The organism is Bradyrhizobium sp. 4 (genome assembly GCF_023100905.1).
In the GTDB taxonomy this organism is placed as follows: domain Bacteria; phylum Pseudomonadota; class Alphaproteobacteria; order Rhizobiales; family Xanthobacteraceae; genus Bradyrhizobium.
Genome location: NZ_CP064686.1, coordinates 1,703,675 through 1,720,097 on the forward strand (window position 1 = coordinate 1,703,675; position 16,423 = coordinate 1,720,097).

Consider the following 16,423-nt stretch of genomic DNA (forward strand, 5'->3'; position numbering starts at 1 on the left):
TCTCAGGTCTCCTCGCCGTGGAGCTGCGCGCGAAAGGCGCGCGGTGACACGCCCGTGGCGGCGGCATAGACCCGGCTGAAATAGGCGGGGTCCTCAAAGCCCAGCGCATAGGCGATCGTTGAGACCGGCAAGTTGGTGTAGACGAGGTTGCGCCGCGCTTCGCGGATCAGCCGGTTGAGGATCAGGTGCGAGGCGGTGTCGCCGGTTGCTGACCGCGTCACCCGGTTGAGATGGGTCGGCGTGATCGACAGCGCGCCCGCATAGTCCGCAACGCTCCAGCGTTCCAGATGATGCTCTTCCAGCAGCGCCTCGAAGCGGCGGAATAGTCCGCTTTCAGCCGTGCCGTTGCCACCGCTCTCGCCGGTGAGCGCGCGGGCCACCAGCCCGATCATGGCCGCCGACAGTGCGCGCAGCACATGCGCCCGGCCGAAATCGCGCGCGGCGTGTTCGGCAAAGATCTGCTTCATGGTGGTCCGGATCTGCGGCGTGCCACGTATCACGGCCGAGCGCGACAAGGCGCCGCGCAGTCCTTCGGAGGCGAGCAGCGCTTCGTCCAATATTTCCGCGGCGATGGTCAGCACCCAGCCTTGGGTGTCAGGCACGAACCGGAAGCCATGGACGTGGCCGACAGGCACGTTGACGATCTGCATCGGCTTCAGCTGCACCACGCGCCCGTCGAGCGTGGCTTCGCCGCCGCCGCGGTCGATCAGCAGCATCTGGTGCAGCCGGGCATGGCGGTGCACGGCCAGCGTCCAATCGTGCAGCACCGAGCGCGACGCTATCGTCTCGCAATGCACGACATCAGGCAGATCGCCGGACTCGCCGAACAGATTGTAGACCCGGATCGCGGGGGCGGGGGCTGCGCTTCTCATGTTCGAATAGTACAAGACAAAGACGAAAGCCTCCATCGGTCAGCGGCGCTGAATCTGCAAGAAAGTGCAGAGGAGGACGAAAAAATGAAAGTCCAGGTCTGTATCATCGGCGGCGGGCCGTCCGGGCTGCTGTTGTCCCAGCTCCTGCATCTCAAGGGCATCGACACGGTCGTGCTGGAAAAATCCAGCCGCGACCACGTGCTTGCCCGGATCCGTGCCGGCGTGCTTGAGCACGGCTTCGCCAGGCTCATGCGCGAGGCTCAGTGCGGCGAGCGGATGGACCGCGAGGGCGAGATCCACAAGGGATTCGAGATCGCCCATGACGGCGTGCTCTCCCAGATCGACCTCCATAAGCATTCCGGCGGCAATTCGGTGCTGGTCTACGGCCAGACCGAGCTGACGCGCGACCTCTACGAGGCGCGCGACCGCCTCGGCGGCAACGTTGTGCACAATGCCGAGGACGTGACGCCGCATGAGCTGACCTCGGACCGGCCTTACGTGACCTATCGTTCGAACAGCGAGACCGTCCGAGTTGATTGCGACTATATCGTCGGCGCCGACGGCTTTCACGGCGTCAGCCGCAAGTCGATCCCGAAGGACGTGCTGCGGGAATTCGAGAAGATCTATCCGTTCGGCTGGCTGGGCGTGCTGTCGCGCACGAAACCGGTGTCGCCGGAGCTGATTTACGTGAAGCACGAGCGCGGCTTTGCGCTGTGTTCCCTGCGGTCGCAAGTGCTGAGCCGCTACTACGTCCAGGTGCCGCTCACCGACAAGGTGGAGGACTGGAGCGACGATGCGTTCTGGGCCGAGCTGAAGCGTCGTTTGCCGGACGAGGTCGGCGGCCGCCTAGTCACGGGACCGTCCATCGAGAAGAGCATCGCGCCCTTGCGCAGCTTCGTCGCCGAGCCGATGAGCTACGGCCGCCTGTTTCTCGCCGGCGATGCCGCCCACATCGTGCCGCCGACCGGCGCGCGCGGGCTGAACAGCGCCGCCTCCGACATCTATTATCTCTACCACGCCATGCTCGCGCACTATCAGAACGACGATGATTCCGGGCTCCAGGGCTACTCCGCCAAGGCGCTGGCGCGGATCTGGAAGGCGCAACGCTTCTCGTGGTGGATGACGATGCTGCTGCATCGCTTCCCCGACCGGCTCGAATACGAGGACCGGCTCCAGCAGACTGAACTGGAATATCTCCTCTCGTCCGAAACGGCCCAGCGCCTGCTCGCGGAGAATTACGTGGGGCTGCCGTTTTAGCGTGGAGTGAACCCGAAAAGCGATGCGACGCCGCGCTACTTTCCTTCTAGGATGTTCACCGGCGTCCAGTCCGACCCTGGTGGATTTGTAGCGAGCGCAGTTGCGCGCTTGCCAAAAAGCGCTGACGCCGGATCCATTTCCGCCATTCGCCCGAACGCACCAGCCGCCTTCGCAAACTCCCGCGCCCGCCAGCAGGCGAGCCCCTCCGCGTAAGCCGCGGCGAGTTTTTTCTGCCCGGCGCTCTCCGCGCCTCTGTCCGCGAGCGGCTCGAATACCCTGATCGCCTCGCCGCGCCCCAGCACCCGGATCGCATCGAGTTCCCGCCAGGCGAAGCCGTCGCCGGTCTGCGCCATCGTCGATTCCGAGGCCATGATTGCGGTGCCGTAGTATTTGTTGGCGCCTTCGAGCCGCGAAGCGACGTTCACGGTGTCGCTCATCACGGTGTAATTGAAGCGGCGGCGGGAGCCGATATTGCCGACCACGGCCTCGCCGCTGTTGAGCCCGATGCGGTGCGACAGGCCGCGGCCGGCGAAGGCGGCGCTGCCGGCGTTGAGCTCTGCCAGCTTTGCGTGACATTTCAGCGCGGCATGGACGGCGTGGCGCGCATGCGCGGGATCGTCGGCGGGCGCACCGAACATGGCGACGATGGAATCGCCGATATATTTGTCGACATAGCCGCCATGGCTCTCGATGATGTCGGTCATGGCCGACAGATATTCGTTCATCAGCGTCACCAGCTCGCCCGGCGTCATCGTCTCGGCGATGGAGGAGAAGCCGCTCAGGTCGGAGAAGAACATGGTGACGTTGCGCATTTCGCCGCCGAGCGCCGGCATCTTGCCGGAGGCAACCATGGTGTCGATCACTTCGGGGGCGAGATAGAACGCAAAGCTCTTGCGCAGGAAACGCTCGTCACGATCGGCTAAAACGAAACGGTAGCCGATCATCATCGCGAGCGCGGCAAGGCTTGCGAGTGCCGGCTCCGTCAGCGGCAGCGCCAAGGCATAGACGAATGCACCGACGGCCACGGCGGCGTATACCGCGGTGAGGCCGAGCCATGCGATCAGTGCGCCACCCGGTGCAAGCACGCAGGCCGCGCAGGCCACGATCGCTGCGAACACGATGGTGAGAATGCTCCGCAGTGGAAAGCCGAGCTCGGTCACCGCATCGCGTTCGATCAGATTTCGCACCGCGTTGGCATGCACGAAGACACCGGCGATGTCGCTGCGGGCCTTTTGTGCGGTGCTTGCCGGAGCGGGCTGGGCGCATCGTGGCCCCGGCGTTCCGTCGTATCCGCCGGACAGTCGCATCGAGGTGAGCTTGCGATCATCGAAATTCAGGGCGGTGCCGAGCAGCACGACTTTGCCGCCGAAGGCGCGACGGAAGAAATCGCGATCGCCTTTTTCGACGCAGGCTCGCAGATCGGCGAAGGAGAAAGTCGGAATGTCGCGGCCCAGTCCTCGAAAATTGAGCGCCAGTGTATTCGGTACCGCGCTCGGAATTGCATAACCGGACAATCCGGTCGTTCCGGACGGTGCAATCTCGGGCTTTACAGCGAGCGCGCGCGCGGCGAGCTCGACCGCCATCGCGGGGACCGGCTTGCCGTCGATCGAGAAGCTCAGCGGCATCCGCCGGATCACGTCGTCGGTGTCGGTATGGACGTTGAGGGCGCGGATATTGTTTCTCACCGCCAATTGCTGCGCGCGGTCGGGCCTTTCCTGATGGTCGTTGCTCAAGATCTCGCCGAGCACCAGCTTGCCGCTGTCGGAAAGCTTCCGCAGGGCGATGAGATAGTCCCGATCGAAGCCTCTCATGCGGCTGCCCAGCGAGGCGTCGCCGAAGGGAATCTCCGACTGCTCGATCGAGCTTGGAAAGATGACGTCGAAGCCGATCGCCCGGGCGCCGCCGTCGTCGATGCTGCCGAGAACCCGGCCGATCTCGCGCGTCCAGGTCTGCGTTGGCGATCCCTTGAACGGCGGAGTGTCGTAGGTCTCGCCGTCGATGGCCACGACGACGACCGGTGATGTCCCGGGATCTCGTTGGTCGCCGACGAGCTTGCCGCGCAGTGCCGTGAGAATGTCGAGCGACAGGCCCTGCAGCGTCTGCAACGGCGGAGACGTCACGATGGCGCCTGCAAGAAGCGCAATCAGGATCGCTGCAACGATGTCCCGTCTGCCGATCCGCCGCATCGCCCTGTCGCTAGCTGCCTATTCGAGCCGCAGCAGGCGCCCGACGATCGGCGTCGGCGACGACGTGGCGCTGGGATCGACCTGGAAGGCGTAACGCTTGGTGCCGAGGATGGCGAGATAGCTGCCGCCCGGCGTCAGCGACTTCCCGGCCTTGGCGAAGTCATAGAACTTGCCTCCGACCATTGTCTCGCTCTTGAGGGGAACGCTGATGGTGGGCTCCTTGCCATCGGTGCGTTCGATCACCAGGGTGCTGCCGCTCTTGGCCTGCACCAACGGCGCGATGCCGTAGAGCGTCGGCAGCTTGGCCGGAGCGCTGCCCTTGGCGTCCGATCGCATAGTGCGGAAGGTCGTCGCGGCACTCTGGTTCGCCTCCCGCTCCGACAGTTTTGCCGCGTTGGTATCGCAGGGCACCTTCTCCCGCTTGACCTCGCCGAGTTGCACGGTGCTCTGCTCGGTGCCGACCATGACGACGCCTTCGCTGATGGTCTCGCGCTGGCACGATTTGAGATAGCTGAGCGTAATGGTTGCCTTGGGGCCCAGCTTGATGATCTTGCCCGGCGCCACATAATCCATGAACGCGACGCCGTCGACCTTGCCTTGCACGTCCTCGACGATGGCGGCCGGCGTCTCCGCCAAAGCGGGGGCAGCAAGACAGCACGCGCCGACAACAGCGCCGATCAGGCTTTTCATGGGAAATCTCATCCAGTTCGACCGATATTTGCCCGGTCCCCGTCCAGGGCCGATGCTTAGCAGCGAAACGCCCAGGCAAGTGTGACCGGAATCACTCTCAGATATTGGTGCACTCTATCAGGAAGAGGTTCAAACCGGCGACCGGAGAAAACAGTGCGCCGGCAAGCTGTTGGCCGGATAGACAATTTCATTCGGCTGGGACGGCCTCGACCGGGTGGCCCTCCGCTGCACTCTCTATACCTGTAATGGGCGCGAGCGTGGCCTCGGTCTTCTGATACGGCGTCGCCTGCTGACCGGCGGCGATCTCGACCACTTCTTCCCAGCGCGATAGGAAGGCTAGCTGTCACGAAGGCTGAGTTGATAGCGGTTATATGCAAGCTGCCAAACGAGGTCGGCACGCCGATCGTTTTTAGCGCGGTATGCAACGAGGTCCAGCTTTCTTGCCCGCTGCGCGGAGGAGCCTGCGCTGCCCGCGTCGCTGCGCGTCGGTAGCAATTTGACTGGCTCGCTTTCCAGGGTGTTAACCGTGGCGGAATGCTCTCCGCGCGGATCATTGTCGCGCCCTAGTATTGGTTGCAAATGCGTTCTGAGTTTTACGGCGGATATTTTCATGCTGAGAGACGGCAAATACGCGGCCTGGTTCAGGACCCCGCGCGGTCAGGGCACGGGCGTCGTGCATCTGGCGGAGGGACGAATCTCCGGCAGCGACAGCTTCTTCACCTATGGCGGCTCTTACCGAATCGACGAGCAGCGCTTCACGGCGGTTCTGACCACGCGGCGACATGCCGAGGGTCCGCCGACCGTGTTCGGGCTCGACGAAGTCGAGGTCAAGCTCTCGGGCGTGTGCAGCGGCGCGATGGCGACCTGTTCCGGTACGGCCGAGCAGGCCCCCGATGTGACCTTCGAGGCGACGCTGATCTACAGCCAGGACGAGGTGCCGGCCGCTGACGCCAGAGGTGCGGTCGTGAAGCTCAATGCCGACAAGCTGCCCAAGGGGCTCGACGGCCGTTCGCGATCGCGCCATCCGTTTGCGCCGGGATCGCTTGGTTCAGAACGGAATAGACCATAAGGCAACGTCTCATCCCGCCTGATCGACTTCGACGATGTTGTCAGGACTGCTTAAGCGGATGAGCCCTCTGGTGCCAAGCCCAGGCGGTGCGGATCACGGTCGGTAGATCCGAATGTCGCGGCACGAAATTCAGCACTTTTCGCGCTGCGGAGGGATCGGCAACCAGATAGGTGGGATCGCCGGAGCGGCGCGGTTTGACGGTGTGGGGCACCTCGCGCCCGGTCTCCTGCCTGATGGCAGTCAGGATTTCCCGCACCGAAAAGCCGGAGCCGGTGCCCAGATTGAAGCTGCCGCCGGCATGCCCTTGTTCCAGCAGTTTCAGCGCCGCGACATGCGCGGCGGCGAGGTCGGTGACATGGATGTAGTCGCGGATCGCGGTGCCGTCGGGCGTGTCGTAGTCCTCACCGAACACGGCAAAATCCACATGGCCCTGTAACGCCATCATGGCGCGCGGAATGAGATGGGTTTCGTTGTCACGCAATTCGCCAATGCCGCCGGCAGGATCGGCGCCGCTGGCGTTGAAATAGCGCAGGCAGAACGCGCCGAAGCCGTAAGCGGCGCGGTAATCGGCCAGCATGCGCTCGATCATCCACTTAGATGCGCCATAGGGGTTGATCGGCGCGCAGGGGAAGTCTTCCGGCAGTTCCTTGGAATCGGCATTGCCGTAGACGGCGCCGGTCGAGGAGAAGACGATACGATGGCAACCCGCATTGCGCATCGCCTGCAAGAGCGACAGCGTGCCCTGCACATTGTTGATGTAGTACTTTTGCGGGTCGGTCATGGACTCGCCGACGAGGCTCGCCGCCGCGAAATGCATGACCGCTGTGATGTTGTGCTCAGCGAAGGCGCGCGCCAGCGTGGCGCCGTCGAGCAGATCGCCTGTTACCAGCGAGCCGGCGACGAAGCCGCGATGACCTGTCGACAGATTGTCATAAACGACGGGCTGATAGCCGGCCGCGGTCAGTGCGCGGCAGGCATGCGAGCCGATATAGCCCGCGCCTCCCGTAACGAGGACAGTCGGTCGGTCGTTCATGTGTGCTTACCTCAGAGCGAAATCAACGATTATCCAGGCAACCGCCGCCAGCAACAAATCGGCACACAGCACGAGCACCGCAAGCGTCAGCCATGCGGGACGTTTGCCGAAGGCGGGGACATGCCGCGTGGCGTCACGAGACAGGACATCACTCAAGGAGAGGGCTTCCGAAGTGATCTGTCCCAATGTGATTGCCTCAGTTCAACAGTTGATCGATCGGTTGAGCATAGATCGATCTTCGCTGTATGCAACCCACCGGGGCTCGGCACGATAGTCCTTCTTCGTTTAGCTCGCATTGACCCTATCGCTGCGAAATGGTCGGCGCGCGCGCGGCGGAAACCGAAGCTTTAAGCACGAAAAATAAGCTGAGGCCGAGTAAAGGAGTGACTGAAACATGGCACAGATCTGGATGACTTATGACGAACTGGCCGGGCTGAGTGGCTGCACGCCTGCCGAGGCCAGAATGCGGGCCATCCATTTGTCACTTGACCGTCGCAAAAGCCGCGATGGCGCAACCCGCGTCAAGCTCGATCTCGCGCTGACGGCTAAATTTTTCGCATCTGTCCGGGACGCCGATTTTGATCTGGACGGCGCCATCGAGGCGCTCCAGGCCACCCATCGCCAGATGGCAGAACTCCTGACGCCGAACCAGTTCCCGGGCCAGCGCCGCTCGGCTTAGCCTCCGCACGCGATCGATCAGGCTCCGGGTATAAGGAGCCGAGATTCTCGCGATAGTTGTTCCGAATCAGGCATAAATCTCTATCCGGAATTTCGCCGCAGAGCCTGCAGGAGGATGCCATGAGGAACGACAGCGATCGAGGCTACGCGACACTGTTGGGAGCGGCGATGCTGGGTGGGCTGATCATCATGACAGCCGCAACGGCAAACGCAGAACTGGTGAAGTTGCAGGCCGATCTCAAAGGCAGCAATGAAGTGCCTCCGAACAACTCTCCTGGAACAGGCAAGGCCGAGGCGACCTACGATACCGAGGCGAAGACCCTCACCTATACGGTCAGCTTTGCCGGCTTGACCGGGCCGGCCATGGGGGCACATTTCCATGGCCCCGTGGAGCCCGGCAAGAACGCCGGCATCGTGCTGCCGTTCAAGACGGTCCAAAGCCCGATTCAGGGGAGTGCGACGCTCACTGAAGCTCAGGCTGCGGATCTGCTGGCCGGGAAGTGGTACGCCAACATTCATACGGCCGCGAACCCGGGCGGTGAACTACGCGGACAGATGACGAAATAGCGACGGCGACTTTCCCGATGCGGACGTGCAGGCCATGCATCTGCTCAGGAGGGCGGTCTCGGTAAGAAGGCCAGGATTGTTTGAGCGAGGAGGACCCCGACGGTCCCGCCTGCCGCTTTTTGCAGCACGTCCAGGAAACCCGGATCACGATCGGGCGTCATTGCTTGCAGGACTTCGAGCCCCATTGCGACCGCCACGACAAGCGAGCATGCGAGGGTGAGCCGACCGGGCAGCAGGAAGGACAAGAGAAATCCCAGCAGCCCGTAGGCGCTGAAGCGCTCGATCACCACGACCCAATAAGCCTCGTGATGACCGATAAGCACGGGTCGCCCCGCCAGTCTCGCAAGCGTGGCATAGACGATGAGCGCGAAGCAGATTCCTGCGGCTGCGATAAGGTGGTTTCGGCGCATTGGACGACCATAGCCGGACCGGAGCCAGGCCGCGTTGAAAGATGAGAGTATCGTTAAGGCTGATTGAGCAGGGCGCCCGGTGCGGAGCGTTTTGCGGTCTCGGGTTAACGGCTCAATCCAGTCAGGCCACCAACACCGCGTCGGTCGGCAATTTTGCGCTCTGCGCCAAGCAGCGTGTCTCGACCAGCTCGCTGAATCGCGGGAAGGGCAGTGGGGCGGAGACCAGATAGCCCTGCCCCTCCTCTACGCCGGATGAAATAAGCGCCCGGACCTGCTCTTCCGTCTCGATGCCTTCCGCAACCACCGTCATTTGGAGGTCCTTCGCAAGGGCTACCAGCATCTCCACGATGGTGGCAGTCGATGCGTCCACGGTGATCGTGTCCACGAAAAATTTGTCGATCTTGATTGTATTGGCGCCCAGGCCCTTGAGCCGAGATAGCCCGCTATGACCGACGCCGACATCATCGATGGCGACGCGAAACCCGTAGTCCCTGAGTTCGCTGACCACGGCTGCGGCGCGTGCGAGATCGTCGAGCTCGTCGCGCTCGGTCACCTCGATGACAATCTGGCGCGCGGAGACTTGCGCCGCCATGACTGTGCGGCGGAGCGTTTCAATGAAGCCCGCGCTCAAGAGATGCTTTGGCACGACGTTGAGGGAGAGCTTAAAATCCTTGTTCGCTTTCAACAACGGCTGCAGATCCGACAGCGCTGATCGCAGGATCTGCCAGGTCATGACCTGGATGCGGCCGCTGGATTCCGCGAGCGGGATGAAGTTCATCGGAGGCACGACCGATCCGTCTTTGAGGAGCCACCGAGCCAACACCTCGCAGCCCTTGATCCGACCAGTCTTGAGGTCGAAGATTGGCTGGTAGTACGGCTTGAATTCGTTCGCGGCCAGCCCGCGATCGAGATCTGCGACGGGCCCTTCCATGCGGCGGCTCCGCGCCAAAAGCCCGCCGAAAAGCGCGCCGATTGCAATCGCTACGGCCAGCGTCGGCCAGTAAGCCTCGCTGTTCCACGTCGAGAGGATGCCGCGTTCGAGGCGGATGGTCGCATGGAGCGGGAATCGAGCGGAATTTTTGTCGAGATCGATCGTCCCCTGCAAGGCTTTGTCGGGATCGAGCAGGAATTCGCCAAGTTTCTCGCCGTTACTCAAGGCGAGGATCACTTCACTGTGGGCGCGCAACTCGGCGGGCATGATGTCGAACAGGCTGGCGTTGACGCCAAGAATGGCGACCAGTGCGGCATTGCCATTGATGTCTTTGAGCACGCCCAGAGCATCGCCGCCGAATTGCTCAACACGGAAGAGCGAAAGGTTCTTGTCGTGCGAGGGAAGCATATCGCGGCGGTCGATCCATCCCTTGTCGAATTCCAGCGTTTCGGAATAGGCCGAACAGATCACCGAGCCATCAGGGTTGACGAGGCGCACATCCTTGATTGCGGAACGTTGGTAGACGTGGAGCCGGATCGCCTGCAGCGTCGCGGGCCCGCAATCAGCAAGGTCGCGCCGCGCAAGTTCGCCCAGGCTCCCGCCGGCAAAGTCGACCGCAAATTCGGCGCGACGCAGAACCACCTCGGTCAATTCGTCGAGCTGATGGGCCTGCTGGTACCGAATGAACGAAGTTGCCGCAAAGTGGCCGGCTACGCCGAACGCAGCCGTGCTCGCGAGCACAAGCGCCGCAAATGCGAAAATCGGTCGCTGCAATCTCATTCGGCCCGGCGGAACAGAGGGAAGCGTCGGCCGATCCTAGTTGAGAGGGGCTAAGATAGGGTTTAATGGCCGGACGAGGCATGTGGAACCGGCCTTTCGGGGGCGGGCGAGAGACCCGTCTGCCCCCGCACCGGGGAGCCTATCGAAAAATGCCTCTTAACCTTCCGCTCCCAAGTTCTGGCGGCCCATTCGATGGCGGAGGGAAGCGGGTGCGGGATTGTAGGACGCGATGGAAGCCTGCCGGGTGCTGCCACCATGCTGTGGCCGGGCGGCTCGCAAGCGCAAGACCACGAAGGCGATATTGATAGCCAACCAGACCAGGATGACGGAAATGGCAAGATGTGCCACGGCCAGACCTCGCGATGAAGTTGAGGTGAACGCGGGCGCGCTGGTTTGGTTCCCTGGCGAGAGAGGGTGAGGACGTTTTATTTGACGCGGTTGGATTCGAGCCTTCCGCCTGCGACCCGATCGAGCGCCCGCGGTCGTCCCATGGCGTCGTTGGCGGAACAGTACCGCACGCTCCCTAGGCCTTTTTGCTCGCCTTCGTTTTCAATGCAAGACCAAGGCGCAAGGCCATGCGCTTGATTGCATCGGGCGAGCGTCCGAGCTGTTTCGCCGCCTCCTCCAATGTAGCTGAAGACTTGGCCAACTCCATCAGCCGGCGGTCTTCCTTGAACGACCAGGGCTTGCGCGCCATAACCGAAATCATCCTCTCGTCGCGACAAAGACAAAGCCGCCAAGCGGACCCATGTCGCTCGACGGCTTTGCTTGGGTGGGGCCGAGCTTGGGGGAGCCCGGTGAGACGATGGATAAGCGATCGGTGAGAGTTCGCAACAAACAACGCGGATTAAGCTAACCGCTCAACCTTACCGCGCGTAATCCGGACTTCGTGCTCCGTATTACCACGGAGGCGTCAATGCTGATCAGCAGCCGTTGCCGCGCTTTGAATGGGTGGAAGCCGAATTGTCGGCGCCGGTTCTGAAGGTTGCATGGACTGCGTGAACCCGGATTAACATCCGGCCGGATCTAACTTCAATCAGTGAGACGTTTTGTCATTTCCAGCCTCCCAGCTATCGGGCAACGACCAAACTTCAATCAGTTCTTGCACAAACTTCATCATCGCCTGACAAAACTTTCAGCGGTGCCGATCTTGATGTCGTCACAACGACAAGATGAAATGCAATGGGAGGAACGCGCCGCAAAAACGGGACGATCAAATGTTGGCAATTGTGGTCTTGGGGTCGATTTTCGCCGGCGGTTTTGCTTGCGGCTATGGCGCGAGGGCGTGGCGCTCGCGCAAGCGATCGGCAAGATATCGTCTCTACGCGCCCTATACTCCCGCGGCAACAGGGGCGGGACGAAGTCGGTCGCAGTCGTGATGGCGGCATTTCGCGCCTGGCCTATTTGCCGAGCGATCTCTGTGGAATGATCGAAATAACCATGTGCGGTTAGGTTAACTTGTCGCAGCTCTTGAGAGCCTAGCCAATGCCACCTAGAACATCTCGATTCACAGCGAAAGTTTAGCCGCTCCGATTTTTCCGGGGCCCCGCGTTAGGGTAGGCGTAAATGACGTATCTGATTGTATTGCTGGGCGCGATAATTTGCATCGTTGTTTTGATGGTTTTCGTTCGCGCCTATGATCGACACCTGAAAGATCTTCCAGGTCCTTGGATCATGGACGAGGCTCATTCGAATGACTGAACGGCATAACGCGCCCCGCAGGTATTTCGTTGATGCGCAAGGGAAGCGGGTGTTGATAGGGCTGTCGCTTCCGGAAACGGCGGAGTTCGAAGCGCTGGACATGACATCGGGAGAGACGGTTCAAATCGGCCCGGGCGATGGAGCCGCCGCGGTGGACGAAGCTCGATGGCTTGAGCTCTATTCCAAACACGAAGGAGCCTGGCGGGCCTGGATCGCACAAAGCCAGGCGGCGCAGCCACAAGATTCAGGCTTTGTTAACTATGTCTGATCGATGTTAGCGGTCCAAATCTCGAACGTGGGATGGCCCAAATGTTTCAGCTGTTCCTGAGAGCGCGCGCACACAACTTTCTCAGCTCCCGCCGTGAGGACAAGGGCTTCAAGGCCCGTACCATCGAGCGCGATGCGGAGACGGATCGTGTTCGAATCGATGCCGTCATGGTCGCGATCGATGCGGCATTGCGCGATGCGGAGAGGGAGCAGGTCGGCCTCGGACGACGCGTTGATGACGCACTTGCGCGTGCATCCGTCACCTTCGGCAACGGCACCGATGAATATCTCGAACGGGAGCCGATCGACAGCCATCATCAAGATCTCTTTGCGGCCGACATCTCCAACGGCCAGCGGCGGCTCAAGGAATTGGCAAGCACCATCGCTCATCTGAGGTTTGTCAGGACCGCGATGCTCACGCGCTTTCCGAACCTGAAGCCGCCGCAGCTCAATAGCTAGGATCGAGGGTTTGGCTCGGCAGCCTGCCGACTGGTAAAAAGCGGCAGGTTTGGGCACGATGGATATCTCGCCCCGAGAAGCATAATATCTCGCAGAGCAGCTTTGCCACGGGACAATTCGGCGCCGCTTTGCCGTTTGGCCCTGCTGCCGGTTTTGATATGGTCCCGTCCAGCATTCTCGGACGGATTGAAGGAGCGAGCCAGGTGATCTCCAGAAAATTGCAAACGTCGATGGGATTGGCATTTGTTTTGGCTATTGGCGCGCCAGTAACGGCTTCGGCCGTCACGGTAGAAGTAGCGCGTGCATGCGACGCAGCTTTGGCCAAGGCCTATCCCCCAAAGCAAGTCGGCAATCCCGCTGCCGGCAGCGCGGGGACAGTCAAGGAGCGGCGCGATTATTTGAGCAAGTGCGTCGCGAACAACGGCAAGGTCGATGATGCGCCGGCGGACGTGCCGAAGGACAACAAAGCCAAAAAATAACCGTAGACGCGAAGAAGATTCGTCCAATCCCGTCGCGCTTTAACGTCGTGGCGGGCAGGGTGAGTAGAATGCGCCGTTCGTTGCATTGATGCGTTCGACGCATTGGTTGGGATCAGTCGGCGTCCCAGCCACGGTGAAGTCATAGCCCATACCTTTGACGACCACGACGTAGCGACCCGGCGAAAGCGTAAAGCCGTCCTGCTCCGGCTGCAGCGATAGCATTCTCGGCTGATCCTCGACCGGACCTACTTTGTAAGGGAAGGACATGCTGCGGATGACCCAGGTGTCGCCGGCGGTGACCATGGCTGCTTTCCCGGTTGCATCGACGCCCATCGCTCGGGAGACTTTTGCAACCACCCGAACCTCGGTCCCGGTTGCATCGACACCACCGTCGGGCCTGAACACAATGAAGCTGACATCTCCGCTTGTAAGGGTCGTCGCGCTGGGCGTGGTGATTGCTGCTGAGATCGCGACACGGCGGTCCGGAATCTTCCCGGGGACCGGCTTGAGCTCCTGGAGCTGGCCCTCGCTCAGGGCGTAGACGCCAAACGCTGTCGGCAACGGCATCGAGGGTTGCGCAGCCGGCGTCGGCTCCTTCGGTTGATCCGGTGTCCGTTCGACGCTCTCACCGCTAGATGGAGTCACAGCCACGCTGGGTTGAGGCTCGGGGCTTGTCGAGCTGCTCTTGGACAGCGTCGCGGACTGCCACAATGCGAGGGATTGTGTTCTCAACCGCGGCCAATAAGTAACGGCGGCGCTGGCGCCGGCAATGACGGCCAGGATGGCGGCTAATCGGATGAGGGAGTTGAGGATGCCGCTTCGCTGAGACCGGTCGGGCGGTCTTGGCGGTGCGACAGAACCGCGTCCTGTTTCCGCAGGCGTCGGGACGGGCGGCGAAGGCGGAACGGGCGCCAGATGCGGAACGGGCTGAGGAGCCGGGGGACTGAGTGATGAGGGACGCGAAGCGACGTCTAGCGCCGACTCTGGCGCTGTGGACAGCGCTTCGCGCTCTTTGCGTTCAAACGAAAGCTCAACCTCCCGGATGGCGCGTTCGAGCAGTTGCTGGAGCTCGCGCGATTCCCGTGCGTCGCCATGGGTGAATTGTTCCAGAAGCTTGATGCGAGCCAGCTCGTAGACGATTTCGCGGATCTGCCGCGGGTCGCCGGAAATATCACGAATCCGCCCGGACAGGAGGCGCACAAACCCGGCCTTGATCGCGTGCGTCTTGGGCGCGCCGGCGGCGGTGTCGCTGGGGTCGGTCATCAAGGCCGATCAAGTAACCCGGAACAGGCTGTTTCGCTAGGCTTTTCCCGCGTCAAATCCCATCGCCGCGAAGCCGCTCTGACGCCAGCCTTTGCAAGAGCCCTCGTCGAACAGCTTCGGGGGCTTGCTTTTGGGCGGAAAGCTGTGACAGTTCGACGAGCTCCTCTTTCCGGTATTTTGATCATGCGCGACGGTTTCATAGCACTCACGTTCGTGGCTCTCCTGGTGCAACCTTGTTTTGCACAAGGGACCAAGGACAAGGCCAATTTGACCAGCACCAGCATCTTGACCACCCCTACGAAGAAAACCCAAACGGCCCAGAGCGCCTCACGGCCCACAGCCACCCGGAACCTGGCGCCGGGCAAGCTGCCGAGCGGGATGGCGGCTCAGGGGGTCTGGAGAGACGGCAAGTTGATCGCCGTGCCTCGGCAATGACGACCCAAGCAACCGTGAAGGAACGGTGATCGCCTCCCGATGTTCTCGATTGGGAGACATCTCATGAAACGATTAGTCCTGACCGCGTTTACGCTTCTTATGACGGCGAGCACGTGGGCCCCTAGCGCTTGGGCCCAGGGTGTCAATGATCCATCGACCCCCAATCGAAATGTAATTATCGTCAATCCCTCGCAGCCCGCGCCGAGCACGGCTACGCGGAATATTCCGAGCCAGATTCAGCCGCCTCTGGTCAGTGGAGGGCGCGCGCGCCCCTATTACGGCAACAGAACGCGGACTAGTGGTTCGAGCAGGCGCTAGTCTGGCTACTGTGCGTTGGGTGTCATTCCGCCACCGGTGGGGAAGTTGCTGGATTTGAGCGCCATTCCACTGACGCGGAAGCGGACATTTCCCGCCAGATACAAATAGTCCGAGGTCGTGCTGCTGACGGTCCGCACCTCGACATAGGTCAGTGTGATCGAACCCACGCTTGGGGTTACCTGGGTGATGTCGACAAACCGAGCTCCCGGGAAAAGCTTCTGGTCGAGGCCATAGAATATCTTTTCCCGCTCTGACCACAGGATGAAGTGACCGCCGGCCTTCTGATCAACGGCTTCGTATTGCGTATGGATCACTTGCGGGTATTCGATCTGGCCTGCCGTCGCAGAGTGAGTGCCTAAAAAGATCACCAGAATTAGGAAAGTAATGTTGCGGACCACTGGTCAATACCCTCGCGAGCTAAAGCACGAAGCTTGCCCGCGATTTGGCTTTCGTGCAATCGGCAAACGTATAGATTGAATGGACTGGACGAGAAGTTTCCGGCCCTTGCTCGTTCTTGTTGCTCTGCCTGGAGTTACAGCGTGCGAACCGCGAGACCCCACACCTCACGAGCTCATGCAAGGCGGCTTGGGCAGCTGTCTGGAGCGGTCCTGACCGTTGCCGGTGCAATCGGCTTCGGTCTCGCGAGTTCGCCCTCGTGTTTGGCCCAGACCGACCCGGAGCCCTCGGTCAGCGACTATCTTCCACCAAGCGAACCGGAAGTCAGCCGTGACGAATGGCGTCAGCGTATCGAAGATGCGCGGCGACGAGCCAAGGAGGTTTCGCGCGAGCGGCGGGACAATCCCGAGCTCTATAAACCGGTCCCGGAGGATCCGGACCTTGTCGCGACCGAACGTCTCCTCAACGATGACAGCCTGCAGCGCGGCGACATCGTGTCGACCAAAAAGGGTATGTTCGTCTACCAGGGGCGACCGGATCAACCGCGGCGCGAGCAGGATTTCGTGCCGATCGCGCCAAAAGCGACGCGTTGAAATTGACGGCGATCCAGCAGGCCAAGTCGCGCTCGAACG

18 protein-coding genes are annotated in these 16,423 nt (G+C 61.7%); 8 read left to right on the forward strand and 10 right to left on the reverse strand.

The window, feature by feature from the left end; all coding sequences use genetic code 11:
• Positions 1–2: 2 nt before the first annotated feature.
• On the reverse strand, positions 3–908 hold the full coding sequence (locus tag IVB45_RS07810) for a helix-turn-helix domain-containing protein (RefSeq protein WP_247357170.1): 906 nt from the start codon (positions 906–908) through the stop codon (positions 3–5).
• Positions 909–956: 48 nt separating this feature from the next.
• Between IVB45_RS07810 and pobA the strand changes: the two genes are divergently transcribed.
• On the forward strand, positions 957–2,129 hold the full coding sequence (gene pobA, locus IVB45_RS07815; RefSeq protein WP_247357169.1) for a 4-hydroxybenzoate 3-monooxygenase: 1,173 nt from the start codon (positions 957–959) through the stop codon (positions 2,127–2,129).
• A 35-nt stretch (positions 2,130–2,164) separates the two neighbouring features.
• Here pobA and IVB45_RS07820 read toward each other — a convergent pair whose 3' ends face one another.
• Positions 2,165–4,315: an adenylate/guanylate cyclase domain-containing protein gene (locus tag IVB45_RS07820; RefSeq protein WP_247357168.1), complete on the reverse strand. Its 2,151-nt coding sequence runs from the start codon at positions 4,313–4,315 to the stop codon at positions 2,165–2,167.
• Between the two features lie 18 nt (positions 4,316–4,333).
• On the reverse strand, positions 4,334–5,005 hold the full coding sequence (locus IVB45_RS07825) for a hypothetical protein (RefSeq protein WP_007606556.1): 672 nt from the start codon (positions 5,003–5,005) through the stop codon (positions 4,334–4,336).
• 610 nt (positions 5,006–5,615) lie between these two features.
• Here IVB45_RS07825 and IVB45_RS07830 point away from each other — a divergent pair.
• Positions 5,616–6,074, forward strand: a complete 459-nt coding sequence (locus IVB45_RS07830) for a hypothetical protein (RefSeq protein WP_007606557.1) — start codon at positions 5,616–5,618, stop codon at positions 6,072–6,074.
• A 40-nt stretch (positions 6,075–6,114) separates the two neighbouring features.
• Here IVB45_RS07830 and galE read toward each other — a convergent pair whose 3' ends face one another.
• Both galE and IVB45_RS07840 read right to left on the reverse strand, forming a co-directional pair.
• A complete protein-coding gene (gene galE, locus IVB45_RS07835; RefSeq protein WP_027567873.1) occupies positions 6,115–7,107 on the reverse strand; it encodes a UDP-glucose 4-epimerase GalE in 993 nt (330 codons plus the stop codon).
• Between the two features lie 6 nt (positions 7,108–7,113).
• Positions 7,114–7,293, reverse strand: coding sequence for a hypothetical protein (locus IVB45_RS07840; protein ID WP_247357167.1), 180 nt, complete (start codon positions 7,291–7,293; stop codon positions 7,114–7,116).
• A 208-nt stretch (positions 7,294–7,501) separates the two neighbouring features.
• Between IVB45_RS07840 and IVB45_RS07845 the strand changes: the two genes are divergently transcribed.
• Together IVB45_RS07845 and IVB45_RS07850 are read left to right on the forward strand one after the other, a co-directional pair.
• Positions 7,502–7,786 carry a hypothetical protein gene (locus IVB45_RS07845; RefSeq protein WP_247357166.1) on the forward strand — a complete coding sequence of 95 codons (285 nt, stop codon included), beginning with the start codon at positions 7,502–7,504 and terminating at the stop codon, positions 7,784–7,786.
• 167 nt (positions 7,787–7,953) lie between these two features.
• On the forward strand, positions 7,954–8,352 hold the full coding sequence (locus IVB45_RS07850; protein ID WP_247357262.1) for a CHRD domain-containing protein: 399 nt from the start codon (positions 7,954–7,956) through the stop codon (positions 8,350–8,352).
• A 44-nt stretch (positions 8,353–8,396) separates the two neighbouring features.
• Here the strand turns inward: IVB45_RS07850 and IVB45_RS07855 are convergent, their stop codons facing one another.
• From IVB45_RS07855 to IVB45_RS07865, 3 genes are all read right to left on the reverse strand, one after another.
• Complete coding sequence (locus IVB45_RS07855) at positions 8,397–8,762, reverse strand: VanZ family protein (RefSeq protein WP_247357165.1); 366 nt, start codon at positions 8,760–8,762, stop codon at positions 8,397–8,399.
• Between the two features lie 121 nt (positions 8,763–8,883).
• Positions 8,884–10,473 (reverse strand): EAL domain-containing protein, encoded by a 1,590-nt coding sequence (locus IVB45_RS07860; RefSeq protein ID WP_247357164.1) that lies wholly within the window; start codon positions 10,471–10,473, stop codon positions 8,884–8,886.
• A 523-nt stretch (positions 10,474–10,996) separates the two neighbouring features.
• Positions 10,997–11,170: a hypothetical protein gene (locus IVB45_RS07865; protein ID WP_247282662.1), complete on the reverse strand. Its 174-nt coding sequence runs from the start codon at positions 11,168–11,170 to the stop codon at positions 10,997–10,999.
• A 996-nt stretch (positions 11,171–12,166) separates the two neighbouring features.
• Here IVB45_RS07865 and IVB45_RS07870 point away from each other — a divergent pair.
• From IVB45_RS07870 to IVB45_RS07880, 3 genes are all read left to right on the forward strand, one after another.
• A complete protein-coding gene (locus tag IVB45_RS07870) occupies positions 12,167–12,442 on the forward strand; it encodes a hypothetical protein (protein ID WP_247357163.1) in 276 nt (91 codons plus the stop codon).
• Positions 12,443–12,483: 41 nt separating this feature from the next.
• Positions 12,484–12,900, forward strand: coding sequence for a hypothetical protein (locus IVB45_RS07875; protein WP_247357162.1), 417 nt, complete (start codon positions 12,484–12,486; stop codon positions 12,898–12,900).
• Between the two features lie 203 nt (positions 12,901–13,103).
• A complete protein-coding gene (locus tag IVB45_RS07880) occupies positions 13,104–13,379 on the forward strand; it encodes a hypothetical protein (protein ID WP_247357161.1) in 276 nt (91 codons plus the stop codon).
• A gap of 39 nt (positions 13,380–13,418) precedes the next feature.
• Here IVB45_RS07880 and IVB45_RS07885 read toward each other — a convergent pair whose 3' ends face one another.
• The gene (locus IVB45_RS07885) at positions 13,419–14,642 is read right to left on the reverse strand and encodes a hypothetical protein (protein ID WP_247357160.1); all 1,224 of its coding nucleotides are present in this window, start codon (positions 14,640–14,642) and stop codon (positions 13,419–13,421) included.
• A 758-nt stretch (positions 14,643–15,400) separates the two neighbouring features.
• The gene (locus IVB45_RS07890; RefSeq protein ID WP_247282667.1) at positions 15,401–15,793 is read right to left on the reverse strand and encodes a hypothetical protein; all 393 of its coding nucleotides are present in this window, start codon (positions 15,791–15,793) and stop codon (positions 15,401–15,403) included.
• 261 nt (positions 15,794–16,054) lie between these two features.
• On the opposite strand from IVB45_RS07890, the gene IVB45_RS07895 reads away from it, so the two are divergent.
• Complete coding sequence (locus IVB45_RS07895; RefSeq protein WP_247282668.1) at positions 16,055–16,384, forward strand: hypothetical protein; 330 nt, start codon at positions 16,055–16,057, stop codon at positions 16,382–16,384.
• Positions 16,385–16,423: the final 39 nt, after the last annotated feature.